This window comes from Campylobacter concisus (assembly GCF_003049705.1).
In the GTDB taxonomy this organism is placed as follows: Bacteria; Campylobacterota; Campylobacteria; order Campylobacterales; family Campylobacteraceae; genus Campylobacter_A; species Campylobacter_A concisus_AR.
Map to the genome: position 1 here is coordinate 51,488 of NZ_PIRF01000001.1, position 22,930 is coordinate 74,417.

28 protein-coding genes are annotated in these 22,930 nt (G+C 42.4%); 14 read left to right on the forward strand and 14 right to left on the reverse strand.

The genetic code is table 11. The annotated features are described in order from the left end of the window. Window positions 1-4: 4 nt before the first annotated feature. From accB to CVT05_RS00305, 8 genes are all read left to right on the forward strand, one after another. Window positions 5-451 carry an acetyl-CoA carboxylase biotin carboxyl carrier protein gene (gene accB, locus CVT05_RS00270; protein ID WP_084041901.1) on the forward strand — a complete coding sequence of 149 codons (447 nt, stop codon included), beginning with the start codon at window positions 5-7 and terminating at the stop codon, window positions 449-451. Beyond that, the gene (locus tag CVT05_RS00275; RefSeq protein WP_072595397.1) at window positions 451-1,782 is read left to right on the forward strand and encodes an acetyl-CoA carboxylase biotin carboxylase subunit; all 1,332 of its coding nucleotides are present in this window, start codon (window positions 451-453) and stop codon (window positions 1,780-1,782) included. The genes accB and CVT05_RS00275 overlap by 1 nt, the downstream gene beginning before the upstream one ends. Window positions 1,783-1,861: 79 nt before the next feature. Further along, entirely contained in the window at window positions 1,862-3,220 is a 1,359-nt protein-coding gene (locus CVT05_RS00280) for an MATE family efflux transporter (protein ID WP_107697413.1), read from the forward strand. Window positions 3,221-3,267: 47 nt separating this feature from the next. Next, window positions 3,268-3,936: a CsgG/HfaB family protein gene (locus tag CVT05_RS00285; RefSeq protein WP_103599902.1), complete on the forward strand. Its 669-nt coding sequence runs from the start codon at window positions 3,268-3,270 to the stop codon at window positions 3,934-3,936. Beyond that, window positions 3,921-4,325 carry a DUF4810 domain-containing protein gene (locus CVT05_RS00290; RefSeq protein WP_107697414.1) on the forward strand — a complete coding sequence of 135 codons (405 nt, stop codon included), beginning with the start codon at window positions 3,921-3,923 and terminating at the stop codon, window positions 4,323-4,325. Before CVT05_RS00285 ends, CVT05_RS00290 begins: the two co-directional genes overlap by 16 nt. Continuing rightward, entirely contained in the window at window positions 4,315-4,992 is a 678-nt protein-coding gene (locus CVT05_RS00295) for a DUF799 domain-containing protein (protein WP_107697415.1), read from the forward strand. Before CVT05_RS00290 ends, CVT05_RS00295 begins: the two co-directional genes overlap by 11 nt. A 5-nt stretch (window positions 4,993-4,997) precedes the next feature. Next, window positions 4,998-5,885 (forward strand): DMT family transporter, encoded by an 888-nt coding sequence (locus CVT05_RS00300; protein ID WP_107697416.1) that lies wholly within the window; start codon window positions 4,998-5,000, stop codon window positions 5,883-5,885. Then, entirely contained in the window at window positions 5,882-6,304 is a 423-nt protein-coding gene (locus CVT05_RS00305) for a Sua5 YciO YrdC YwlC family protein (RefSeq protein WP_103583218.1), read from the forward strand. Before CVT05_RS00300 ends, CVT05_RS00305 begins: the two co-directional genes overlap by 4 nt. 9 nt (window positions 6,305-6,313) lie before the next feature. Here CVT05_RS00305 and CVT05_RS00310 read toward each other — a convergent pair whose 3' ends face one another. After that, window positions 6,314-6,625: a hypothetical protein gene (locus CVT05_RS00310; RefSeq protein WP_103583463.1), complete on the reverse strand. Its 312-nt coding sequence runs from the start codon at window positions 6,623-6,625 to the stop codon at window positions 6,314-6,316. Between the two features lie 65 nt (window positions 6,626-6,690). Here CVT05_RS00310 and CVT05_RS00315 point away from each other — a divergent pair, with 65 nt between their 5' ends. Beyond that, window positions 6,691-7,239 carry an NAD(P)H-dependent oxidoreductase gene (locus CVT05_RS00315; protein WP_054197179.1) on the forward strand — a complete coding sequence of 183 codons (549 nt, stop codon included), beginning with the start codon at window positions 6,691-6,693 and terminating at the stop codon, window positions 7,237-7,239. 102 nt (window positions 7,240-7,341) lie between these two features. Here the strand turns inward: CVT05_RS00315 and CVT05_RS00320 are convergent, their stop codons facing one another. Together CVT05_RS00320 and CVT05_RS09385 are read right to left on the reverse strand one after the other, a co-directional pair. Next, window positions 7,342-7,569 carry a M3 family oligoendopeptidase gene (locus CVT05_RS00320; protein ID WP_141089978.1) on the reverse strand — a complete coding sequence of 76 codons (228 nt, stop codon included), beginning with the start codon at window positions 7,567-7,569 and terminating at the stop codon, window positions 7,342-7,344. 231 nt (window positions 7,570-7,800) lie between these two features. Continuing rightward, window positions 7,801-7,956: a hypothetical protein gene (locus CVT05_RS09385; protein ID WP_234400523.1), complete on the reverse strand. Its 156-nt coding sequence runs from the start codon at window positions 7,954-7,956 to the stop codon at window positions 7,801-7,803. Between CVT05_RS09385 and CVT05_RS00325 the strand changes: the two genes are divergently transcribed. Beyond that, window positions 7,943-8,302, forward strand: coding sequence for an HAD family hydrolase (locus tag CVT05_RS00325; protein ID WP_320205009.1), 360 nt, complete (start codon window positions 7,943-7,945; stop codon window positions 8,300-8,302). The two genes, CVT05_RS09385 and CVT05_RS00325, sit on opposite strands and share 14 nt — an antisense overlap. 58 nt (window positions 8,303-8,360) lie before the next feature. Here CVT05_RS00325 and CVT05_RS00330 read toward each other — a convergent pair whose 3' ends face one another. The 7 genes from CVT05_RS00330 to nifJ all read right to left on the reverse strand — a co-directional run bounded on the left by CVT05_RS00330 (window position 8,361) and on the right by nifJ (window position 16,845). Further along, window positions 8,361-9,071: an aspartate/glutamate racemase family protein gene (locus tag CVT05_RS00330; protein ID WP_107697418.1), complete on the reverse strand. Its 711-nt coding sequence runs from the start codon at window positions 9,069-9,071 to the stop codon at window positions 8,361-8,363. Window positions 9,072-9,764: 693 nt separating this feature from the next. Beyond that, window positions 9,765-10,910: a toxin-antitoxin system YwqK family antitoxin gene (locus CVT05_RS00335; RefSeq protein ID WP_107697419.1), complete on the reverse strand. Its 1,146-nt coding sequence runs from the start codon at window positions 10,908-10,910 to the stop codon at window positions 9,765-9,767. A gap of 107 nt (window positions 10,911-11,017) precedes the next feature. After that, window positions 11,018-11,167 carry a hypothetical protein gene (locus CVT05_RS09390; RefSeq protein ID WP_234400511.1) on the reverse strand — a complete coding sequence of 50 codons (150 nt, stop codon included), beginning with the start codon at window positions 11,165-11,167 and terminating at the stop codon, window positions 11,018-11,020. Continuing rightward, entirely contained in the window at window positions 11,137-11,259 is a 123-nt protein-coding gene (locus CVT05_RS09605; protein WP_265094336.1) for a hypothetical protein, read from the reverse strand. Before CVT05_RS09605 ends, CVT05_RS09390 begins: the two co-directional genes overlap by 31 nt. 245 nt (window positions 11,260-11,504) lie before the next feature. Then, entirely contained in the window at window positions 11,505-12,257 is a 753-nt protein-coding gene (locus CVT05_RS00345; protein WP_107697420.1) for a DUF4198 domain-containing protein, read from the reverse strand. 351 nt (window positions 12,258-12,608) lie between these two features. Next, on the reverse strand, window positions 12,609-13,109 hold the full coding sequence (locus CVT05_RS00350; RefSeq protein ID WP_107697421.1) for a DNA-deoxyinosine glycosylase: 501 nt from the start codon (window positions 13,107-13,109) through the stop codon (window positions 12,609-12,611). Window positions 13,110-13,242: 133 nt separating this feature from the next. After that, a complete protein-coding gene (nifJ, locus tag CVT05_RS00355; RefSeq protein WP_107697422.1) occupies window positions 13,243-16,845 on the reverse strand; it encodes a pyruvate:ferredoxin (flavodoxin) oxidoreductase in 3,603 nt (1,200 codons plus the stop codon). A 168-nt stretch (window positions 16,846-17,013) separates the two neighbouring features. On the opposite strand from nifJ, the gene CVT05_RS00360 reads away from it, so the two are divergent. From CVT05_RS00360 to fldA, 4 genes are all read left to right on the forward strand, one after another. After that, complete coding sequence (locus CVT05_RS00360) at window positions 17,014-18,177, forward strand: sugar transporter (RefSeq protein ID WP_107697423.1); 1,164 nt, start codon at window positions 17,014-17,016, stop codon at window positions 18,175-18,177. A gap of 132 nt (window positions 18,178-18,309) precedes the next feature. Beyond that, entirely contained in the window at window positions 18,310-18,621 is a 312-nt protein-coding gene (locus tag CVT05_RS00365; protein ID WP_002939277.1) for a DUF2325 domain-containing protein, read from the forward strand. A gap of 3 nt (window positions 18,622-18,624) precedes the next feature. Then, complete coding sequence (locus tag CVT05_RS00370) at window positions 18,625-19,338, forward strand: UDP-N-acetylmuramate--alanine ligase (RefSeq protein WP_107697424.1); 714 nt, start codon at window positions 18,625-18,627, stop codon at window positions 19,336-19,338. Between the two features lie 11 nt (window positions 19,339-19,349). Then, window positions 19,350-19,841 carry a flavodoxin FldA gene (gene fldA / locus CVT05_RS00375; protein ID WP_103583123.1) on the forward strand — a complete coding sequence of 164 codons (492 nt, stop codon included), beginning with the start codon at window positions 19,350-19,352 and terminating at the stop codon, window positions 19,839-19,841. Window positions 19,842-19,874: 33 nt separating this feature from the next. Here fldA and CVT05_RS00380 read toward each other — a convergent pair whose 3' ends face one another. Genes CVT05_RS00380 through CVT05_RS00395 form a run of 4 tightly spaced genes read right to left on the reverse strand, consistent with a single transcriptional unit; the run spans window position 19,875 to window position 22,818 of the window. Then, window positions 19,875-20,612: an amino acid ABC transporter ATP-binding protein gene (locus tag CVT05_RS00380; RefSeq protein ID WP_107697425.1), complete on the reverse strand. Its 738-nt coding sequence runs from the start codon at window positions 20,610-20,612 to the stop codon at window positions 19,875-19,877. Then, entirely contained in the window at window positions 20,612-21,280 is a 669-nt protein-coding gene (locus CVT05_RS00385; RefSeq protein WP_103566155.1) for an amino acid ABC transporter permease, read from the reverse strand. The genes CVT05_RS00380 and CVT05_RS00385 overlap by 1 nt, the downstream gene beginning before the upstream one ends. A gap of 23 nt (window positions 21,281-21,303) precedes the next feature. Further along, window positions 21,304-22,056, reverse strand: a complete 753-nt coding sequence (locus tag CVT05_RS00390) for an amino acid ABC transporter substrate-binding protein (RefSeq protein ID WP_107697426.1) — start codon at window positions 22,054-22,056, stop codon at window positions 21,304-21,306. A 9-nt stretch (window positions 22,057-22,065) separates the two neighbouring features. Then, entirely contained in the window at window positions 22,066-22,818 is a 753-nt protein-coding gene (locus CVT05_RS00395; RefSeq protein WP_084041921.1) for an amino acid ABC transporter substrate-binding protein, read from the reverse strand. Window positions 22,819-22,930 lie beyond the last annotated feature (112 nt).

Consider the following 22,930-nt stretch of genomic DNA (forward strand, 5'->3'; position numbering starts at 1 on the left):
TTCTATGAAAAAAGAAGATATAAAAGAGCTTATCGAATTTTTTAATGATATGGAGATGAATCATATCAAAATAAAAAGTGGTGATTTTGAGGTAGAGCTTGAAAAATTTTCAGATTATTGCGCGCCTGCTAAACCAGCAGCACAAGCGCCAGCTCCAGCACCTGTAAATGTTGTCGTTAATTCAGAGGTAAAACCAGCTGCAAACTCGCCAAAAGATAGCATAAAATCTCCTATGGTAGGTACTTTCTACGCTGCTCCAAGCCCAGGCGCTGCACCATTTGTAAAAGTAGGTCAAAGAGTAAGAAAAGGCGATGTAGTAGGTATCATCGAGGCTATGAAGATCATGAATGAAATCGAGGCTGAGTTTGACTGCCAGATCACTGAAATGCTAGTCTCTGACGGACAGCCAGTTGAGTTTGGATTGCCGTTATTTGGCGTGGAGAAAAATTAATGGAATTAAAAAGAATTTTAATCGCAAACCGAGGCGAAATCGCCCTTCGTGCTTTGCGAACGATAAAGGAGATGGGTAAAGAAGCCGTTGTAGTCTATTCAACCGCTGATAAAGACGCACTTTACGTAAAATATGCTGACGTAGCCATTTGCATCGGCAAAGAGCGCTCAAGCGATAGCTACCTAAATATCCCAGCTATCATAAGTGCAGCTGAGATCAGCGAAGCAGACGCTATTTTCCCTGGATATGGCTTTTTAAGTGAAAATCAAAATTTTGTTGAAATTTGCTCACATCACAAGATCAAATTTATAGGACCAAGTGTCGCTGCGATGGCTTTGATGAGCGATAAGAGCAAGGCAAAGCAGGTCATGCAAAGAGCTGGCGTACCAGTAATTCCTGGCTCAGACGGCGCTGTGGCTGACACAAAAGCTGCAAAAGAGCTAGCTAAAAAGATAGGCTATCCTGTCATCTTAAAAGCTGCTGCAGGTGGTGGCGGACGTGGTATGCGCGTGGTTGAAAAAGAGGCTGATTTAGAAAAAGCGTTTTGGTCTGCTGAAAGCGAAGCTATGAGCGCATTTGGTGATGGCACAATGTATATGGAAAAATATATCCTAAATCCACGTCATATCGAAGTTCAAGTAATTGGCGATAGCCATGGCAATGTACTTCACATCGGTGAGCGTGATTGCTCTATGCAGCGTCGCCACCAAAAGCTGATCGAAGAGAGCCCAGCTATTTTACTTGATGAAAAAACAAGAGAGAGGCTTCACGAAACAGCCATAAAAGCGGCAAAAGCGATCGGCTACGAGGGAGCTGGTACGTTTGAGTTTTTGGTTGATAAAAATTTAGACTTTTACTTCATCGAGATGAATACAAGACTTCAAGTTGAGCACACAGTGAGCGAAATGGTAAGCGGACTTGATATCATCGAGCTTATGATAAAAGTGGCTGAAGGTGAGGCACTACCATCACAAGAGAGTATTGAACTAAAAGGTCATGCGATCGAATGCAGGATAACAGCTGAAGATCCAAATACATTTACGCCGTGTCCTGGTAAGATCACAAAATATGTCTGTCCAGGTGGCCGCAATGTTAGAATGGATAGTCATATCTATCAAGATTATTCGATACCACCGTATTACGATAGTATGATTGGCAAACTCGTGGTTTGGGATACCGATAGAAATAGGGCGATCCATAAAATGAAAGTAGCTCTTGATCAGCTCATAATAAATGGTATAAAAACAACAAAAGATTTTCACATCGCTATGATGGAGAACAAAGACTTTTTAAGCAATAACTACGATACAAACTACCTTTCAAGACACTAAAATTTTTAAGTCAGGATTTGCAAAAAGGCAGATCTTGGCTTAAATCTATTAAAATTTTTAAGTTTATCTTAGGGGAAGTATGGTAAACAAAATCAAAGATCAAAATACAAAATTTTTCTCAGATGCCGACCTTGCAAAGCTATTTTTCCCTATTGCAGTTGAGCAGTTTTTAGAGTATAGTCTAGGGCTTGCAAACTCGCTAATGGCAGCAAGTGTTAGTGAAAGCGCTGTAAGTGCGATTAGTCTTGTGGAATTTGTCATGGCGCTATTTATTAGCATTTTTACAGCTATCGCTACTGGCGGCTCAGTGATTGCTAGCCAGTATCTAGGCAATAAACAAAGTGGCAATGCCAAAATCACAGCAAATCAGCTCGTTTGGTTTAGTTTTATCTTTGCCCTTTTTATCGCAGCGGTCATCATAGTTTTAAAAGATATTATCTTAGATTATGTCTTTGGCGATATTGGTGAGCAAGTAAGGCATGATGCTAGTCACTATCTTGTTTTCTCAGCTATTTCTGCGCCATTTTTGGCTGTCTATGCAGCAGCTGCGGCGATCTTTCGCACAATGTCAAATGCCAAGCTTCCTATGTATATTATGGCGGCTGCAAATTTATTAAACGTACTTCTAACTGCCATTAGTATTTATACATTTCATACTGGTATTTTAGGTATTGCCATCAGTACGCTTATAGCCAAGATGCTTGCTTGCTTTGTCATAGTCTATTTGCTTCTTGATATAAGGCTAAAACTTCACATAAGAAAGAGCTTCATCTATAAATTTGACTACGAGATCATAAAGAAAATTTTAAATATCGGTGTGCCTTATGGCTTTGAAAATTCGATGTTTTATGTGGGTCGCATCATCGTTTTGAGTCTTGTTTCACTCTTTGGCACAGCAAGTATCGCTGCAAATGCCGTGGGCGGGACGATTGTGATGTTTCAAGTACTCCTTGGCATGGCGATAGGAACAGGGCTTAGTGTGGTTATCTCAAGGTGTGTTGGCGCGAATGACTTTGCTCAGGCTAAATTTTACGCAAAAAAGTCGATGATAAGCATCTATATCGTCCAGCTTTTTAGTACGGCAGTAATTTTATTTTTGCTTGAGCCATTGCTTCTTGTTTATAATCTCTCAAGCGAAGCCATAAATTTAACAAGGCAGATCGTCTGGTATCACGGTATCGCTATGTGCCTTATTTGGCCACTTGCCTATACGTATCCGACTATTTTTCGTGCTGCAGGGGATGCTAAATATCCAATGATTGTAAATTTAGTTTGCATGTTTGCTTGTAGAGTCATCTTGGCCTATATTTTTGCACTTACATTTGATCTTGGCATGATAGGTACTTGGTTTGCAATGTTTGCTGACTGGGCCGTAAAGGCGGTGCTTTTTACGATTAGATACCTAAAAGGCACATGGATGAAATTTAAAGCTATTTAAAAAGAAATTTAGTAATATACAAGCGATTTTGTCGCAAAGGATAAAAAATGAAAAATGTATTTAAATTTGGTGCAGTTTTGCTTACGGCAGCTCTTTTTGCTGGATGTGCGAGTGAGAGTTCAAGGGTTGTTGAGACTCCAAAAGTAGCAAGCTACGGCACAGTTTATAATGGTCAAAAAATTTCAGTTTCGATAGGTCGATTTAATAATCAATCAGCTTACCAAAATGGTATATTTGCTGATGGCGAGGATAGGCTTGGCAACCAAGCTCAAAGCATTTTGATCACAAATTTACAGCAAAGTGGTAGATTTTTGGTGCTTGATAGATCAAATATGAAAGTGATCAAACAAGAGAGCGAGCTAAGTAAAACCGCTCAAAATCTAAAAGGCGCAAGATACGTGATAACTGGTGATGTAACCGAGTTTGGACGAAAAACTACGGGCGATCATCAGCTATTTGGCATACTTGGCAAAGGCAAGCAACAAACTGCCTATTCGAAGGTAAATTTAAATATCGTTGATACCAAAACAGCTGAGGTTGTCTATTCGGTTAGCGGCGCTGGCGAATACACCCTTTCAAACAGAGAGATCATCGGCTTTGGTGGCACAGCAGGATATGACTCTACGCTAAATGGCAAGGTTTTAAGCCTAGCTATTATTGAAGCGGTAAATAATCTAGTAAATGGCATAGAAAGTGGAGCATGGCAAGTAAAATAAAGCTTGCCGGCCTCGCGCTTTTTGCACTATTTTTAGCAGGTTGCGGCCATTCAAACGCTCCAAGATCACTTTATTATTGGGATGGATCATATAGTAGCTCGCTATATAGTTATATAAATGAAGATGGCGATACAAATGAGCAAATTTCACGCTTAGAAAATCTGGTGCAGATCTCAACACAAAAGGGCTACAAGATCGCTCCTGGCGTATACGCACACCTTGGACTTTTATATCTAAATAACGGAAATTTAGGCGCTGCAAATGCAAATTTTGACAAAGAGGTTCAAAATTTCCCAGAGTCAAGGGAGTATATAAATTTCATCAAAGGCTCTAAAAATTTAACTCCGAAAAAAGTAGAGCAAAAAGAGGGGGCAAATAATGAAAAATAGCCTGAAATTTATAGCCGCTATATTTTTGGTAGTATTTTTTACGGGTTGCTCTATAAAAGAGCCTGAGCCATACGACTACTCAGAATTTTTACAAAAAAAACCTCACTCTATCTTAGCGCTTATGCCAACAAACGATAGCACAGAAATTTCAGGTCCAGCTGCTGTTTTAGCAAATGCAGTCGCACCACTAAGTGAGGCGGGATACTACGTATTTCCAGTGGCTCTTGTAAATGATACCTTTAAGCTAAATGGCATAACCGAGCCAAGCGAGATCGCAGCCGTGCCACTAAATAAGCTTGATAAAATTTTTCATGCTGATAGTGTGCTTTACATAAATATAAAAGATTATGGTACGAGCTATGCAGTCATCTCAAGCTCAACAAAGGTTGTCCTTGAAGCAAAGCTTATCGATATAAAAAGCGGCGCTACTCTTTGGCAAGGCAGTGCTATGGCAGCAGAAGATAGCAGCAGCGGCCAAAGTAGCCTACTTGGTATGTTAGTCTCAGCCGTCATTTCACAGGTGGCAAATACCATCTCAGATAGATCATATGATCTAGCAGTAATGGCAGATGCTTATTTATTTTCAAGAGATTGCCATAACTGCATACTTTATGGACCATATTCGCCGTATTATGGCAAAGATGCACAGCTTCATAAAGATAGATAAATTTAATGAATACTCATCGTCTTGGGATACTCCTTACTTTGGTTGGCGGTATCCTTTGGGGATTTAGTGGGGTTTGTGGGCAGTATCTATTTTCACTTGGTATAAATTCTGATTTTTTGGTGCCATATAGACTGATGCTAGCTGGCATTGTTATTGTGATTTTTTATGCTTTTAAAGAACCAAGTGCCGTTTTTGCTCCGATTAAAGATATAAAGCTCCTTGGTGAGTTTTTAGTCTATGCCATACTTGGGCTTATGATGACGCAGTACGCTTATTTTTACTCCATCGAGCTTTCAAATGCCGCAGTAGCAACTGTTATTCAATACACTGCTCCTGCTTTAATTTTAATGGTCATTTGCATAAAAGAAAAACGCGCCCCAAGAAAACTTGAAATTTTAGCTCTATTTTTAGCCATGCTTGGCGTATTCTTCCTGAGCACACATGCGCAAATTTCATCTCTTGTCATTTCGCCAAAAGCGCTATTTTGGTGCTTAGTTAGCGCCGTTTGCGTCTGCGTTTATAACCTAGCTCCAGCAAGGCTAAATACGAAATATTCAGTCACTCTCACGCTTGGCTGGGGCATGGTTATGGGCGGGGTAGTGCTTGCTTGCTATATGAGAGTTTGGGATTTTGCTGGGCTTAATGGTATAAATCAATGGCTTGCATTTATTGCTGTTATTACGCTTGGCACCATTTTTGCATTTAGCTTTTATATGATAGGTGTTAAGCTAATAGGCGCAGCAAAAGCTAGTTTATTAGCCTGCATAGAACCATTAAGCGCAGCATTTTTTGGCTATTTTTGGCTTGGAACAAAATTTGTATTTTGGGATTTTTTAGGATTTGCTCTAATAATCTCTTGTATATTTTTACTATCAAAAAGAGAAAGATTATGATATTTCTAGCACAAACCGATACGACAGCTGGCTTTTTGAGTAAAGATTATAAAGAGATAAATAAGGCCAAAATGCGTGATGAGAATAAACCTTGTCTTATCACGACGGCAAAATTTAGCGTTTTAAATGAGCTTGTTAGAGTGCCAAAAAAGTATAAAAATTTTATACGCCGTTCAAGAAAAACTACATTTTTGTATCCAAATTTAAAGGCTATTAGAGTCGTAAAAGAGTGCGAGCACGAAAAATTTTTAGCTAAATTTGACTGGCTTTATTCAAGTAGTGCGAACAAAAATGGACAAAATTTTAATGAAGCTTGGGCTATGAGCGTGGCCGATGAAATAGTAGATGATCATTTTTTCGAAGATACTCCATCAAAAATTTATAAAATTTCTCGAAAAAAGATAAAGCGTTTAAGATAACTAGTGAATTTATACAGCCACCACCTTTTTAAACTCATCTAAATTTTTTAGCGCTTCATCTATGCCAATCAGCCAAAATTCGCACTTTGTCGTATCTTTTTTAAAGTGTTTTTTCATTAGCTCTTCCACGCTTTTTGTGCCACACTCTATTAAAAATTGTTTATAAATTTTGCAAAATTTTGCTTCATCTTTTTTAAACTCACTTAGAAAGAATTGTGATAGCAGATAACCGACGCTATAAGGATAGTTGTAGATATAGTTGTCTGTTTTATAAAAATGTAATTTTTTGCTTTCTTGCTTGTAAAAGTCTCGCTCTGGCAAGCATTTTTAATCTACTTTTAGCTTTTTAGCGATATGATTCCGCAAATTTTAACAAAGGAAACAACATGAAAACTCTTGTGATTTTATCGCACCCAAATCTCGCCGCATCGCGCGTAAACAAAGCCTTATCTCAGGTAGCAAAGGCCGCAGCGGACGCTAAGGTGCGGCATTTGGAGGGGCTTTACGGCTTAGATATCGCGCGCATAGACGCCCGCGCAGAGCAAGACGCGTTAGCGGCTGCCGAGCGCATCGTATTTTTGTACCCGATGCACTGGCTAAACGTGCCGCCTATGCTAAAAGCCTATATCGACATCGTCTTTTCGCACGAGCTGGTGGGTTCCGGCGCGCTTAAAGGCAAGGTCTTGCAGCTTGCGCTAAGCGTCAGTACTCCGCTTAGCGAATACTCTAAACAGGGCGCGATCGGCTTTAGCTTGGATGAAATTTTAACGCCGCTTAAGATCGCGGCAAACTACTGCGGGATGGAGTTTGCCGTGCCGTTTATTAGTAGCGGATTTGAGCCGGGCGAGTTTGGCGACGATGCCGTAGATGCCGCAGCTGCGCGCTTTGGCAAGCTTTTACGAGGAGAGCTAAGCCCAGGCGAATATCAAATTTAGCCTCGTCTTTTGCGACCGCGAGTTAAAATTTCGCGACAACAACGTGGCTAAAAGCATTGCAATACGTCTGACTGGTACGTGTTATACGATGTTTGCGTGATATTAAAAAATACGTTTTTTAGTAAAATTTGCGCTTAAAACCGGAAGATCACGCATCAAGTAGTAGTGCCAAGCATGCCCAAGCTCATGAGCTTGCTGGATTAAGTGCGAAAGAGTATTCATGTATGTGGTAAAAATTCTTGGTTGCTTAAATTTTGGCAAACTTACAAAAAATGCTCCACCAGCTTTATTTTCTCGCACATCGCTTTCTATCCAGTGTTTGTCTATCATAAGCTCTATAAAACTATCTTCGCCCAGTGGTTTTAATGCTTTTTTGATGATTTTATAGATGAGATTGCTACTTTTATGACTAAGATGCAAAAGATAAATATAAAATTTTAATATTAAGTACGACTATTGCGGTGTTATTTAAAGCCAATTAAAATATGTAAAATACAAAAGGACGTAAATGTTTGGTTTGGTAAAAATTCAAATGATGCCAGTAGCAACTTATTTTAGTATTTATTCCCTCGGAAGTCCGTTTTTACCCCGCTTATCGCTGATTAGCTTACCCGCTTCGTCGTATTTTTTGGCGCGGATGAGCCTGCCGCGCTCAAACTCGCCCTGGGCCTCTAGTTTGCCGTTTGCAAAAGACACCGTAGGTTTGGCGTCTAGCATTGCCGACGTCGGCGTAGTTACTATGAAAACGTCGAAATTTTCGGAGATTTTGCTTGAAAATTTAGGGGTCTTAAATTTTATAAAAGTGGTGGTAGGCCGCGACGACGTGCTAAATCCAAAACCTAACGCGGAGCCCGTAAATTTAGCTCTTGCAAAACTTGGAAAAGATAAGCGAAACGCATTTATGATAGGCGATACGCAGATGGATCTAATGGCGGCAAAGAACGCCGGTATCAAAGGTGTCGGCCTAACTTGCGGATACGCGGATGCGCAAAGTCTAAAAGAGCATTTGGATTTAATCTTTCAAAACGCTTATGAAGCGGTAAAATTTTTAGCAAGCAACTAAAATTAGTGGATTTTATTAAACAACCTTGCTTACCGTTCGGCTAAGTCATTTCCTTCGTCTAGCGACCGTTTTGATTAAGTATAGACAACGCCGCCTCAACCGCCGCGTCAATGTGTATCTGCGTCGTATCAAAAAGTCGCATATCCGTATCCGCCTGCGATACCAGCATGCCTATCTCGGTGCAGCCAAGTATTGCTCCTTGCGCGCCGCGCGACCTAAAATCCTCGATGATACGCAAGAAATTCGCCTTTGAGCTAGGCGCGATTTTGCCGTAGCAAAGCTCCTCAAAGATGACGCGATTTACTTCCGCCATATCGCCCGCGCTTGGCAAAAGCACCTCCGCGCCGCCCTCTATCAACCGACTTTTGTAAAAATCCTGCGTCATCGTATAAACGGTGCCGAGCAGCCCTACTTTGGCGACGCCTGCGTTTTTTAGCGCTTTTAGCGTGGCGTCCGCGATGTGCGCTACGGGTACGCTAACGGCGCTTTGCACGGCGTCAAAGCACCTGTGCATCGTGTTTGTGCAGATGAAGATAAAATCCGCCCCGCCGCCTTGCAAAATCCTCGCGTGCCGCGCCAAAATTTCGCCCGCGTCATCCCATCTATTTTCGCGCTGGCAGGCCTCGATCTCCTCGAAATTTACGCTGCTTAGCAGTATCTCCGCGCTGCTAAGCCCGCCCAAGCGCTCGTTTATTTTGCGATTTATTTGCTCGTAGTACGTTATCGTAGACTCAAAACTCATCCCGCCGATTAGGCCGATTTTTTTCATATTTGCTCCTTAAATTTCGGCGATTTTACGGTTTTAAATTAAATTTGCTCTAAATGTAATTTAGCTCGCCGCGTTAAATTCGGCTGCAACCGCCTAAAATAACGAGCATAAATTAACCGCATAAATTTTTAGCCTGCGACGCAAAAGGGTAAATTTAGCATAACCAAACGCGCTAAATTTAACGAACCGATGGGGCCTAATTTACAAAGAGAATTTAAACGCTCGGCTCGGAGAATAGTTTAAATTCAGTGCGCTTACGATCTGAATTGGCAAAGCTTTATCTTTTTGCAAGAAAAATAGCCTGCAAATTTTACCCGTTCGCTTCCATAAGTCTCGCGCCTACGTTTTGTAGTGCTTTGCCAGAGTCGCTTCGGCATCTTTTAAATGCTAGCTTGACGCCCAAACCGCCTCCGTTTTACGCCAGCAAATGCAAAAGCCCGCGTTTTGCCGTCAAATTCGCCTAGACCCCGCCCCTTGCCGCGCAAATATCGTCGCTTTACAGTTTAGCGCTTTAATCTCGCGCCGTGAAATTTAAGCGAAATTTATAAAATTTCGCGGATTTTTATCGCTTCGCCGCTTTTTGAGCTTTGCGCGCCGAATTTCCAGTCAAAGCGATATAAATGTTAAATTTACGGCTAAAAGCTAAAATTTAAAGAGCGAATTTAAACCGCAAAGGCATAAATTTAGCTAAATTTACTCCCTCGGAAGTCCGTTTTTATCAGACTTGTCGCTGATTAGCTTACCCGATTCGTTGTATTTTTTGGCGCGGATGAGCCTACCGCGCTCAAACTCACCCAGGGCTTCGAGCTTTCCGTTTGCGTAGTAGTGGCGCGCCTCGCCGATCTCCAGCCCGTCCTCAAACATCACTCTAGCTTTTAGCTTGCCGTTTTCGTGATACTCCTCGTATAGCCCGTGATAGCGCCCGTTTTTAAACATTACTTTTGCCGCCGGCGCCCCGCTCTCGTAGTAGTCCAGACCCGCGCCCGTTTGGCGGCCGTCTTTGTACTCGTATTCGCCTCGTAGCTTGCCGCTTGGGTAATATTCGCGCGCGACGCCATCCTTTTTGCCGTCTTTGTAATTTTCTACCACGCGCGTTTTGCCGTTTTCGTAAAATCGCTTCCAAACGCCGTTTTTGCGGTCATTTTTGTATTCGCCCGTCTCCTCCACGGTGCCGCTTTCGTAGTACCACGTTTCCGCGCCCTCTCGCTTGCCCTCTTTGTAGGTTCGCACGCCTCGAATTTTACCGCTTTTGTAGTAGTCGAAGTCCTCGCCGTTTCGAAGCCCGCCCGCGTATGGGCTGCGTGCGCTAACCTCGCCGCTAACGTAATAGTCGGTAAATACGCCCTCTCGCTTGTCTGCCTTGTAGGTGCCCTCCTGCTTTAACGCGCCGCCCTCGTCAAAGTAGTAGCGGCGGTAGCGCCCGTCGCGGACGTCATTTTTGTATTCGCTCTCGCCCATCAGAGCGCCGCTATCTGCGTGGTAGTGCTTCGCCGTGCCCTCGCGGATGCCGTTTTTTAAGGGGTATTCGTTTGAGGGTTTGTCCCTACCGTCAAAATAGTCCCTGTATCGCACCGCCGTGCCGCCCTGCACGTCTATCTCGCGTATGAGCGTGGGCGGCAGGGGTTTTAGCCTCGGATAGACCATGCCCATCGCATTTACGTCATATAGGTCCTCGACGCTGTAGCGAAGCATCTTTAACGTGCCGTCGTAGAGCTTGCCTTTTACGTAGTAAAGCCCGTTTTTGAGGCTCGCTTCGGGCTTCATTACGACTTTTGGCTCTAGTGCTTGCGCACCGATGGCTAGAAGCGGAAGTAAAAATAGAAATTTTAGGATTTTCACGGTTTTTCCTGCTTTGTTTTATTTGGGTAATTTTAAATTTTGAAACTAAATTTAAGGTGAAGGCACGATTATTTCGGATGAGTTAAATTTTAGAATTCACGTCAAATTTAGCCGTCTTTTAGCGCCTCCGCGACGACCGTCCACTCTTGCACGAGCCTTTCAAAGCTAAAATTTGCATTCGCCGAGCTAGTCGAGGGTAGCTTGACTGGTTCTTTACCCGTTGCGTTTAAAATTTGATTTTTAGGTTTTTTTCGCAAATTTCATAAGCCTTGCCGCCGTTTGAAAACACCTGCGCTATGCGCACGCCGCTAAAAATCGGCTCTAAATTTGCAGGCGCGACGGCGGTCATTTTAGCATCGCTCGAGCCCTTTATCTCGCACGATGTCGCCAGCGTGTTTGCGGATTTGCGTAGTAAAAACTAAATTTACCAATAAATTTAACTGCTTGTTTTGAGTTTATCGTTTTAGAAGTTCTTTTATCGTAACAACGATTTTATAAAATTTACTGGGAAAATTTAGTTTAAAATGCAAAATAGCAGGGCGCATCTTGCTGCGCCCATTAATAAATTTGAGATGCGATCTTGTAAATTTTGATCTATTTTAGCTCAAACGCAAGAGTTGCTGCGATCGTCTCGTCATCGCAAATTTTTGAGTCTGCAAACGGCATTTTATGCACCACTTGTAGTAGCCACTTTCCAGGTTTAAGAGCTAGCACCTCTATCGTGCCGTCTGGCTCAGTTTCGCCGTGAAATGCACTTTTTTCTTTTAAAAAGCCGTCAAATGTTCCATTAAGCGTAGCGCTTTCTAGCGGTTTACCTTCAAATAGAATTTTAACTTTAAACGGTACGCCAACTTTGAAATTTGCCGGATTTTCAAGCGGAACTATCTCTAAACGCTGATTGGAAGGCTTTGTTACAGAGTTGTCCTTCGCGTTTTTGTTTATGACGCCTTTTGCGCTCATGCTCGCTTTTTTGCAGTATTTGGCGTCTTTGATATCCTCTTTGGTTTTGCCCATGTGCCATGTGCCATCGCTAGCTTTTGTCCAAAATGTAGGCTTGTACTCGCCAGCTATAAGGTAAGAGCCGTCTTCAAGCTTTCCTCTTTCGTAGTGGTAGTTTTCACCGCTTTGTTTTAGGCTAAGCTTTTCGCCGTTTTTGGCTATGACGTACGGGGCTTCAAATAGTCCGGTCTTGTTGTCTGGTATCTTTTCAACTGTCGGAAAATCGTCCGCATAGCCGATATCAACGCTAGTTACGTCCTTGCTGTTTCCAAATAGCCAAAACTCATGGGCCAAAGAATGGCTGCTAAAAGCCGCCAAAGCCAAAAGTGCAAATAAATGCTTGTTCATTACCTATCCTTTTAGATTAAGATGTCTATTTTTTATGTTTCTAATATATGCCACAAAAATATTTTTAAATTTCTACATAACTAAATTTTGCTATTGCTTTAATAAATTTAGTAATCAAAACTGATTTTGTTCATTTAAATTTATAAAATAATACAAGTATTAAAAATACTTTAGCCACTGAAAATTTAAATCAATGGTGCAATTATATCAAAATAATAACCAATGTCAATATAAAAATAATTTTTTTATTTTAAAAAACGGTATAGTTAGTTAAGTTACTCAAGAAGGTAATTTTTACTAAAAGACTAATAAGCATAGAGACGAAAGACGAAGCTGTTTTGAGTTTTTGACTTACTTTAAAACCTCAGCTATCGCCGACCATTCGCTTGCAAGTTTATCTATACTAAATTTGGCATTTGCAGGGCTGGTTGATGGTAGCTTTATCACTACATTTTTGGTCGCTTTTAAAATCTCGTCTTCTAAATATTTTTTACAAATTTCATAAGCCTTACCGCCGTTTGCGTAAACTTGCGCTATGCGCGCTCCACTAAAAATCGGCTCCAAATTTGCAGGTTCGATAGCGGTCATTTTAGCATCGCTCGAGCCCTTTATCTCGCACGAGATCGCAGCGTCGTAGATGGCGATGCGGCTGGCGATTAGGAAATTTATCTTTTCATCCGTGCTTGTAGGCACCGAAGCGTTTAAAATCCCGGCCAGCACTCGCCAAAAGCGGTTTTGCGGATTTGCGTAGTAAAAGCCCAGCTTGCGAGAAACGACGGAAGGAAAGGAGCCGAGGATTAAAATTTTAGAATTTTTATCGAAAATCGGTTTAAAAGGATGGGTTTGGCTCATTTTGCGCCTTTTAAATTTCCTGCGTTAAATTTAAAATTTCAAATTTGAAAGCAAATTTAACCGCCCAAACGAGCAGCCAAATTTACGGATATTTTCCCTCGCCCGTCAAATTTAGGCGAGAGAAATTTGCGCTTTACTCGGCTGCGGTGCCGACAGAGGTATCCTCGGCGCTCTCAGGCGCACTAGACTCGACCTCGTCGCTAAAATCAGCTAAGCTTAGGCGTTTTAGCTGGCGGTAGCGTCTTTGCGCGTCGGCCTTATTTTTAGCCAGCAGCTCGTCCGCGTGCTGCGGGTTAGTTTTCTTAAGCGAATTGTAGCGAACTTCGTTTAGCAAAAACTCCTCGTAAAGCGACCAGTCCGGCTCTTTTGAGGTCATTTTGAGCGGATTTTTGCCCTCTTTGATTAGGTGCGGATCGTAGACGTAGGTCGGCCAGTAGCCGCACTTGGTCGCTAGCTCGCCTTGACCTCCGGAGTAGGCCATACCGCCTTTTATACCGTGCGCGATGCACGGCGAATACGCTATCACGAGGCTAGGTCCGTCGTAGGCCTCGGCTGCGGCGATGGCTTTTATCGTGTTTGCCTGGCTCGCGTTTGAGTTGATCTGCGCTACGAAGATATTTCCGTAGGTCATCGCGATATAGCCTAGGTCTTTTTTCTGCATCGGTTTACCGGAGGCCGTAAACTGCGCTATGGAGCCTGCGCGGCTTGATTTTGAGCTTTGACCGCCGGTGTTTGAGTAGACTTCGGTGTCAAGTACGAGCACGTTTACGTTCTCGCCGCTAGCTAGTACGTGATCAAGACCGCCAAAGCCGATGTCGTAGGCCCAGCCGTCGCCGCCGATGATCCACTGGGATTTTTTGACGAGGTATCTTTTTAGCTCTAAAATTTCTTTTACGCCCTCTACGTCTAAATTTTGCTCCAAAATCGGCGTTAAAATTTTAGCGATTTGCGTCGTTTTCTCGCCGTCGTTTTTGTGCGCGATCCAGTCGGAGTATAGCGCGGCTAGGGCATTTGGCGCGGCATCCTTGGTGCGCAACATCACGTCTTCGATGCGGTGGCGAAGCGTCTCTACCGCGACGTTCATACCCATGCCAAACTCCGCATTATCCTCAAACAGCGAATTCGCCCACGCTACACCCTTGCCCTCTTTGTTTGTCGTATAAGGCGTCGAAGGCGCGCTACCGCCGTAGATCGAGCTACAACCAGTCGCGTTTGCCACGATCATACGGTCGCCGAATAGTCTCGTGACAAGCCCGATATAAGGCGTCTCGCCGCAACCCGGGCATGCGCCGTGAAACTCAAATAGCGGCTGAGCAAATCCCACGCCCTTGACGCTTTCTTTGCTCATTAGATCGTCTTTGTAGGTTACTTTTTTAAACAAATAATCGGCGTTTTCCTGCTCATTTTTCTCCATTTCCTCGGCTAGAGGTACCATGACGAGCGATTTTTCCTTGCTCGGGCAAATTTGAGCGCACAGTTCGCAGCCGGTGCAGTCAAGCGGACTAACTTGGATTTTATATTTTAGCCCTTTTACCTCTTTGCCTTTGGCGTCTAGGACGTGATCTTGTACGGTTTGCGGCGCGGCGGCGAGCTCGTTTTCATCGATTAGAAACGGCCTGATGACCGCGTGCGGGCAGACGAAGGCGCACTGGTTGCACTGGATGCAATTTTCCTCGATCCACTTCGGCACCATTACGCCGATGCCGCGTTTTTCGTAGGCCGTCGTGCCTGATTTAAAGTGTCCGTCTTCAAAGCCCACAAAGGCCGAAACAGGCAAGCTATCGCCCCTAGCGGCGTTGATAGGCTTGACGATTTTTTCTATAAATTCGTCGCCGACGTATTTTTCCTCCGCGCTCGCGTCATCCGTCAAATTTGCCCAGCTAGGGTCGATCGCAACCTTAACCAGTCCGTCCGCGCCCATGTCTATAGCCTTGTAGTTCATCTCTACGATCGCTTCGCCCTTTTTGGCATAGGCTTTGTGCGCGTACTCTTTCATGTACTTTTGCGCGTCGGCAAACGGGATGATGTCAGCTAGCTTAAAAAACGCCGACTGCATGATGGTATTCGTGCGGTTTTTTAGCCCGATCTCGCGAGCTAGCTTAGTGGCGTTGATGATGTAGAAATTTACCTTTTTAGCGGCTAAAATTTTCTTTACTTTATTCGGCAGTTTAGCGACCGTCTGCTCGGCGTCCCAGATCGAGTTTAGCAGGAATGTCCCGCCCTCGCGGATACCGTCTATCACATCGTAAATTTCAAGATACGCCGCAACCGAGCAGGCTACGAAGTGCGGATTTGAGACGAGGTAGGTCGAGCGGATCGGGTTTTTACCGAAACGCAGGTGCGAGCGCGTGTAGCCGCCGGATTTTTTACTGTCGTAGGCAAAATACGCCTGCGCGTAAAGATCGGTTTTATCGCCGATGATTTTGATTGAGTTTTTATTAGCTCCCACGGTACCGTCCGCGCCAAGGCCGTAAAATAGGCACTCTTTCACGCTTGCGTCGCTTAGCGAAATTTTCTCGCCGACTTTTAGCGAGGTGAAGGTCACGTCGTCCTCGATACCGACGGTAAAGCCGTTTTTGGGTTCGCTTAAATTTAGATTTTCAAAGACGGCTAGCATCTGAGCCGGATCGACGTCTTTTGAGCTTAGGCCGTAGCGGCCGCCTACGATCACGGGCTGATTTTTGCGTCCGTAAAACGCCGCCTTGACGTCCAGATATAGCGGCTCGCCCAGGCTTCCCGGCTCTTTCGTGCGGTCTAGTACGGCGATCTTTTCTACTGTTTCAGGCATCACGTCAAAGAGGTATTTTAGGCTAAACGGACGGTATAGATGTATCTTTAGCACGCCCACTTTTTCGCCCTTTGCGCGTAGGTGATCGACGACTTCTTCTAGAGTTTGCGTAACAGAGCCCATCGCGACCACGATGCGCGTAGCGTGCGGATCGCCGTAATAATTAAACGGTCTATAATCGCGTCCCGTGATTTTTGAAATTTCTTTTAGATACTCGGCCACGATATCAGGCACCGCGTCGTAGTAGCGGTTGGCTAGCTCGCGCGTCTGGAAGTAGATATCGTCGTTTTGCGCCGTGCCGCGAGTTTTAGGGCTCTCGGGGCTTAGCGCCTCGTCTCTAAATTTTTGCAGCGCCTCGCGGTCTAACAGTCTATCAAAGTGAGCGTAGTCAAGCACCTCGATCTTTTGTATCTCGTGGCTCGTGCGAAATCCGTCGAAAAAGTGCAAAAACGGCACGCGACCCTTGATCGCAGCTAGGTGCGCGACGCCCGCGATATCCATGACCTCTTGCACGGAGCCGCTTGCCAGCATAGCAAAGCCAGTTTGCCGACAGGCATAGATATCCTGATGATCGCCAAAGATAGAAAGCGCCTGGGCCGCGATAGAGCGCGCGCTCACGTGGATGACGCCGGGTAGTAGTTGGCCTGCGATCTTGTACATATTTGGGATTTTTAGTAAAAGACCTTGCGAAGCCGTGTATGTCGTAGTTAGCGCACCCACTTGCAGCGAGCCGTGCACGGTGCCCGCAGCCCCGCCTTCGCTTTGCATTTCGACGACTTTAACGGGCATGCCGAATAAATTTTTCTTACCCTGGGCCGCCCACATATCGGTGTAATCAGCCATCGGCGAGCTAGGAGTGATCGGGTAGATGCCAGCAACCTCCGTAAATGCGTAAGCCGCATGCGCCGCAGCCTCGTTTCCGTCCATAGTTTTCATTATTTTAGCCATTTTTCCGCCTTAAATTTTCTTACGATTTTTAAAAATCTTTTATTATAGAGCTAGTTTCCAAAATATACTATTAATCTATGTCATTAATAAATTCCGAGAATTTTGCCTTTTAAATTACTAACTTTAAGCAAAATTCCATTACCTTAATGAAAAAATTAAGGATAAAATTTGATAAGCGTTCATAGGGTAGCCTATTTAAGGGTTATAGCTCTTGCTTTTTGTGCTTTTATATTTAACACTACTGAGTTTGTCCCAGTGCCACTTTTAAGTGATATTGCAAAAGATTTTGACATGAGCACGGCCGATACCGGTCTTATCATCACGATTTATGCGTGGAGCGTCACGATACTCTCTTTACCGCTTATGCTTTTAACTGCAAATTTAGAGAGAAGATCTCTTCTTTTAAAAGTTTTTATCGTATTTGTTGTAGCTCATACGCTTTGTGCCTTTGCTTGGAATTTTAAAATTTTAATTATTGCTCGGTTGATGATAGCTATTGCTCATGCTATTTTTTGGGCTATCACTGCTTCACTTGCTGTTAGGCTAGCTCCGATAAATAAAAGCTCGCAAGCTCTTGGACTGCTAGCTCTTGGCACATCGCTAGCGATGATACTTGGTCTGCCACTTGGAAGAATTTTAGGTGATGCACTTGGTTGGCGTGTGACCTTTGGGCTGATCGGAATTTTTGCTGTTGGTGTTGGAGCTTGGCTATATAAAATTTTGCCACTTCTACCAAGTAAAAACTCAGGCTCACTTAAAAGCTTACCAGAACTTGCAAGGAATGGCCTTTTAATGGTCGTATTTTTACTAACGGCAATTATCATAAGCGCGCATTTTAGCACCTATAGCTACATTGAGCCATTTGCAAAAGATATCAGTGGCTTTGATGGGAAATTTATCACAATATTCTTGCTTATATTTGGTGTTGCTGGCGTAGTTGCAAGCCTGCTTTTCTCTAAATTTTATAAGCTCATTCCAAATGCATTTTCAGCAATTTCTATCATGCTTATTTTATGTTGCTTGCTTGTGTTAAATTTTATTGCTAAAAATGAAGTTTTAATGCTAGTTTTAGCCTTTATTTGGGGGCTTGGTATAGCCGGTGTAAACATGAGTTTTCAAATAAAAGTACTAAATTTAGCCTCAAATGCTACTGACGCTGCAATGGCGATATTTTCGGCTATTTATAACATAGGTATCGGAGCAGGGACGCTAATAGGGCATCAAACGATAGTTTATTTAGGCGAACAAAATATCGGTAATGTCGGTAGTTTTTTTGCCGCAAGCGGACTTATCATATTTTTGTTTGCGGTATCTAAGATTAAAAGAGTTTAGATGTTTAAATGTCTAAGTAAAACGTTACAAATTTCTACATATAAGTGATAATAAGTATCATAACTAAGAAAAATTTTAGTTAAGCTTCCTTATAATCATTATCAGAAAATGAATAAATTTTAGGAGCTTATTATGTCAGTTTTAGTTATCGGTGCAGATGAGATAACGCCTATCAAGGCAGTTTTACATGATTTGGGAGCTGAGAAGATAGAACACTGGGATGCTAGAAATGAAAACCGTGTAAATCGCAAGCCAATCCCTCAAGATACCGAGTGTGTGGTGATGCTAACTAGTTTTTTAAACCACAACACTATGAAGACTATTAAAACTCAAGCAAAAAAGAGAAATATTCCAATTGTTTGTGCAAAAAGAAGCGTTAGCTGCGTATTTTGCGAGTACTGCAAGGTCTTTGGGCTAGATAAGGAATTTGGATGCAAAGAATAATCAATGAGATTCGGGCTTTTATCAGATATTGGCGAAATAACTCCAAATATTTTTGCAAAGCTTGATAGGCTTTCACGTGCAAAAATTTTTATTGCACTTTATAATTCTGGCGTAGAAAGTGAGCTAAAAATACCACTTTCTTACGCTAAATTTCTAAATTTCAAAGAAATTTTTGAGGCTAGGGTAAATTTCCTACTTTATGAAAAATGTCTAAATTTTAAGCCAGCAGATCGCTTTTGTATTTCATCAAATATCATCATAAATGCTTATTTAAAAGGCGACTTTTCAAAGATCAAATTTATAGCAAAAGAGCCAAAAATGGCAGCTGCAAAGATGATAAAAATGCTTTATGTAAGTGGGAAATTTGAGTTTTGTATCGATGCGGCACAGATGTTTTGTCAATTTGTTTATGATAAAATACGCCTCCGCCATCAAGATAAAGAGGTCGTGCTAAATGGTGGTGTCATTTCGGTTAAAAAAGATGGTAAAAATTTGCTCAGCGTCATGCCAAGCTTTAAAAAAGTGAGCTTTGATGATATGAGAAATTTAAACGACGATATAGATAGAGCTGTCGGTGTGCTTGGTCACGAGTGCGAGATGGTTTATATTGTTTTTCCTAGAAATGAGGAATTTAGGCGACACGTTGAGGTTAGGCACTGTTATGCGAGAGGTTTGATTAAGCTTGTGCCTTATACGATTATTAGTAAAATTTTTTAAAAAGGATAAAAATGATAGGTATAGTTTATGGAAGCAGCATGGGAAATACCGAAGATGCAGCAAAGCTTATAAGTGAGGGTTTGGGCCTTGAAAATGAGCTTTTAAACGTTGCTGATGTAGACGCAGCGAAGATAAATAGCTTTGATAAGCTCATCCTTGGTACATCAACCTGGGGTAGTGGTGATCTTCAAGATGACTGGGACGCGTTTGACTTTAAAGCGTTAAATCTAAGCGGAAAAACAGTCGCTGTTTTTGGCATGGGTGATAGCGAGAGCTACTCTGATGAATACTGTAACGGCATGGCAAAGCTTTATGATGAGGTCGTAAAAGCTGGCGCAAAGGTAGTTGGTGAGGTTAGCACTGATGGCTATACATTTGATGGCTCTGATGCTGTAAGAAATGGAAAATTTGTAGGCCTAGCGCTTGATGCTGATAACCAAAGTGATAAAACTGAGGGTAGAATTTCAGCTTGGATAGAGCAGATAAAGCCTCATTTTGCTTAATGTAATTTTAGCTAGATTTTCTAGCTAAAATTTTCATATATCCATAGCTGAGATGAAGCTTTTTATTCTTTCGTTTTGGCTGTTAAAAAACTCATCTACCAAGCCATCAAATGCGATCACACCTTTATCTAAAAACAAAATTCTATCAGCTATCTTTCTAGCAAAATTCATATTATGAGTGACAATGATCATAGACTTTTTCTCTTTTGCAAGAGATAAGATGACTTTTAAAACTTCAGCCTCAAGCTCTGGGTCAAGCGCGCTTGTAGGCTCGTCAAGTAGCAAAAAGTATGGATTTACGGCCAGTGCTCTAGCGATGGCTACACGCTGTGCTTGACCGCCAGAGAGCCTGTTTGGATAGGTATCTTCTTTGTGGCTAAGCCCCACTTTGGCTAAAAGATCTTTTGCCTCTTTTATCGCTTCGTTTTTATCTTTTTTTTGAATGTAGATCGGAGCTTCAGTGACATTTTGAAGTGCTGTTAGGTGTGGGAAGAGGTTGAAGCTTTGAAAGACCATGCCTGTTTTTTTTCGAATTTCTAAAAGCTCTTTTGAGCTAAGCTTCTCTTTAAAATTTACACTCCTATCATCTACCTCTAAAGTGCCACTTTGTGGGATCTCAAGTAAATTTATGCATCTAAGAAGTGTTGATTTGCCACAACCAGATGAGCCAACTATCACAGTTGTTTGCCCCTCTTTAAAGCTTGTGTTTATGTTATCTAGCACCAAATGATCGCCGTAAGATTTGCTTATATTTTTAAAATTTATAGCCATTAGACATACCTTGAGACAGCTTTTTCAAGCCTTGATTGAAGATAGGTTAAGAGTGTGCAAACCACTAGATAGATGAGCGCTGCTAGGATGTAGAGGATGAGTGGCTCAAAGGTCCTTGCTGCGATCCTTTGAGCGACCATAAACATATCTACCATCGTTATAGAAGCTGCTAGTGAAGTATCTTTAACAAGGCCTATAAATGTGTTAGAAAGCGGTGGCAACGAGATCCTCACCGCTTGAGGCGCGATGATGCGCTTTAAAATTTGATAGTGCGTCATGCCAAGCGATGTGGCAGCCTCCCACTGACCTTTTGGCACAGAAAGTATGGCAGCCCTTACAGACTCAGACGCATAAGCGCCCACGTTTAGGCTAAATGCGATAGTCGCCGCACTCCAAGTATCAAGCGTAACGCCGAGGCTAGGAAGTCCGTAAAATACGATGAAAAGCTGCACAAGAAGCGGCGTGCCACGAAATATCCAAACATAGGTGGCAAATATAAATTTTAAAATTTTTATATTTGAAAGCCTTGCTACTGCTGTGATAATGGCGATGACAAGCCCTAGCGAAAACGAGAGCAAAGTAAGTGGGATCGTCACTTTTAAAAGTGCGATGATCATCGGTAGCGTCGAGCTTGAAACAAGCTCGATCACTCTATCTAAATTTTCCATTTTTGCCTTGTTGGTTTATAAATTTATTTTGAGACGTCTTTGCCAAAGTAGCTTTTTGAGATGGCTTCTAGTTTTCCCTCTTTTGAAAGTTCGTTTAGTGCATTTGAAATTTGCTCTGCAAGTTCGGCGTTGTCTCTTTTGACAGCTGCTGCTGTGTAGTCTTTCTCGTCAAGTGAGGCAGCTATCTTCACAGGTGCGTTTGGACGCTCTTTTATGAAGTCGTAAAATACGATGTTATCTCTTACAACAGCATCTACACGTCTTGATATAAGAAGCTCCATGCTTTTAGCAAAATTATCTGTTACGACGTGTTCAGCACCGTATTTTACAGCGACTTTCGCCCAGTTGCTCGTAGCTGAGTCGGCATTTCTTTTGCCTTTTAGATCAGCAAAACTTTTTATGTCGTTATTATCTTTTCTAGTGATGATGGCACCAAATGTTACAGTATAAGGCACTGAAAAAGCATATTTTTTCTTTCTCTCATCAGTTATGCTTACTTGATTAAATACAACGTCTGCCTTGCCCGCGTCAAATGCCGCTAGCATCGCGTCCCAAGGAGCTGTTAGAAACTCAACTTTTAAATTTAGCTTTTGTGCTACTGCTTTTGCGATATCTACATCGTATCCTACTAGCTCATTTTTGTCATTATAAAATGTAAAAGGCGCGTAAGTGCCTTCAGTTGCTACTATTAGCACGCCATCTTTTATAGTTTTTGCCTGTAAATTTAGAGCTATTGCAAGCACTGCTACTATTTTTAATAAATTTGTAAATTTCATTTTGGTCCTTTATTTTGAAATATCTTTTCCAAAATATTTCATCGAAATTTCGCTTATCTTACCCTCGGCTTTTAGCTCATCAAGTGCTTTGTTTATCGCTTCTAGTAGCTCAGTGTTGCCTTTTTTAACGATTGCAGCTGTTGGCATCGGCTCGTTGCTTGTGTATGCGATTTTTAGTGGTGCATTTGGGCGTTGTTTAATGTAGTCAAAAAATGTAACGTTATCGTTTATCGTATCATCAGCTCTTTTTGAGATGATAAGCTCCACGCCTTTGCTAAAGCCATCAGCTACGACCACTGTTGCGCCGTTTTTCTCGGCTATCGCCGCCCAGTTGCTAGTCGCAGAGTGCACGCTCTTTTTGCCTTTTAGATCAGCAAAACTTTTGATGTCGTTATTGTCTTTATGCACGACAATTACCGGATATGGCATAGTGTAAGGCACGCTCATACCATACTTTTTCTTTCTATCTTCGTTTATGCTAACTTGGTTAAAAACAACATCTGCTTTGCCAGCGTCAAATGCTGCTAGCATCGCATCCCAAGGAGCTGTTAGAAACTCGACTTTTAAATTTAGCTTTTGTGCTACTGCTCTTGCAATATCTACGTCATATCCTACTAGCTCGCCCTTTTCATCATAAAATGAGTAAGGTGAGTAAGTACCTTCAGTTGCGACGATAAGTTCGCCTTTTTTGATAGTTGAAGCATTTAAATTTAAAGCTAAAAAAGCACCTGCGATCAAGCCAAAAATGGGCTTAAAATTCATTGATTCTCCTTATTTAGAAATGTCTTTGCCGAAGTATTTAAGCGAAATTTCGCTTAAAGCTCCTTCTTTGTTAAGCTCATTTAGGGCAAAATTTATCTTAATTAGCAGCACT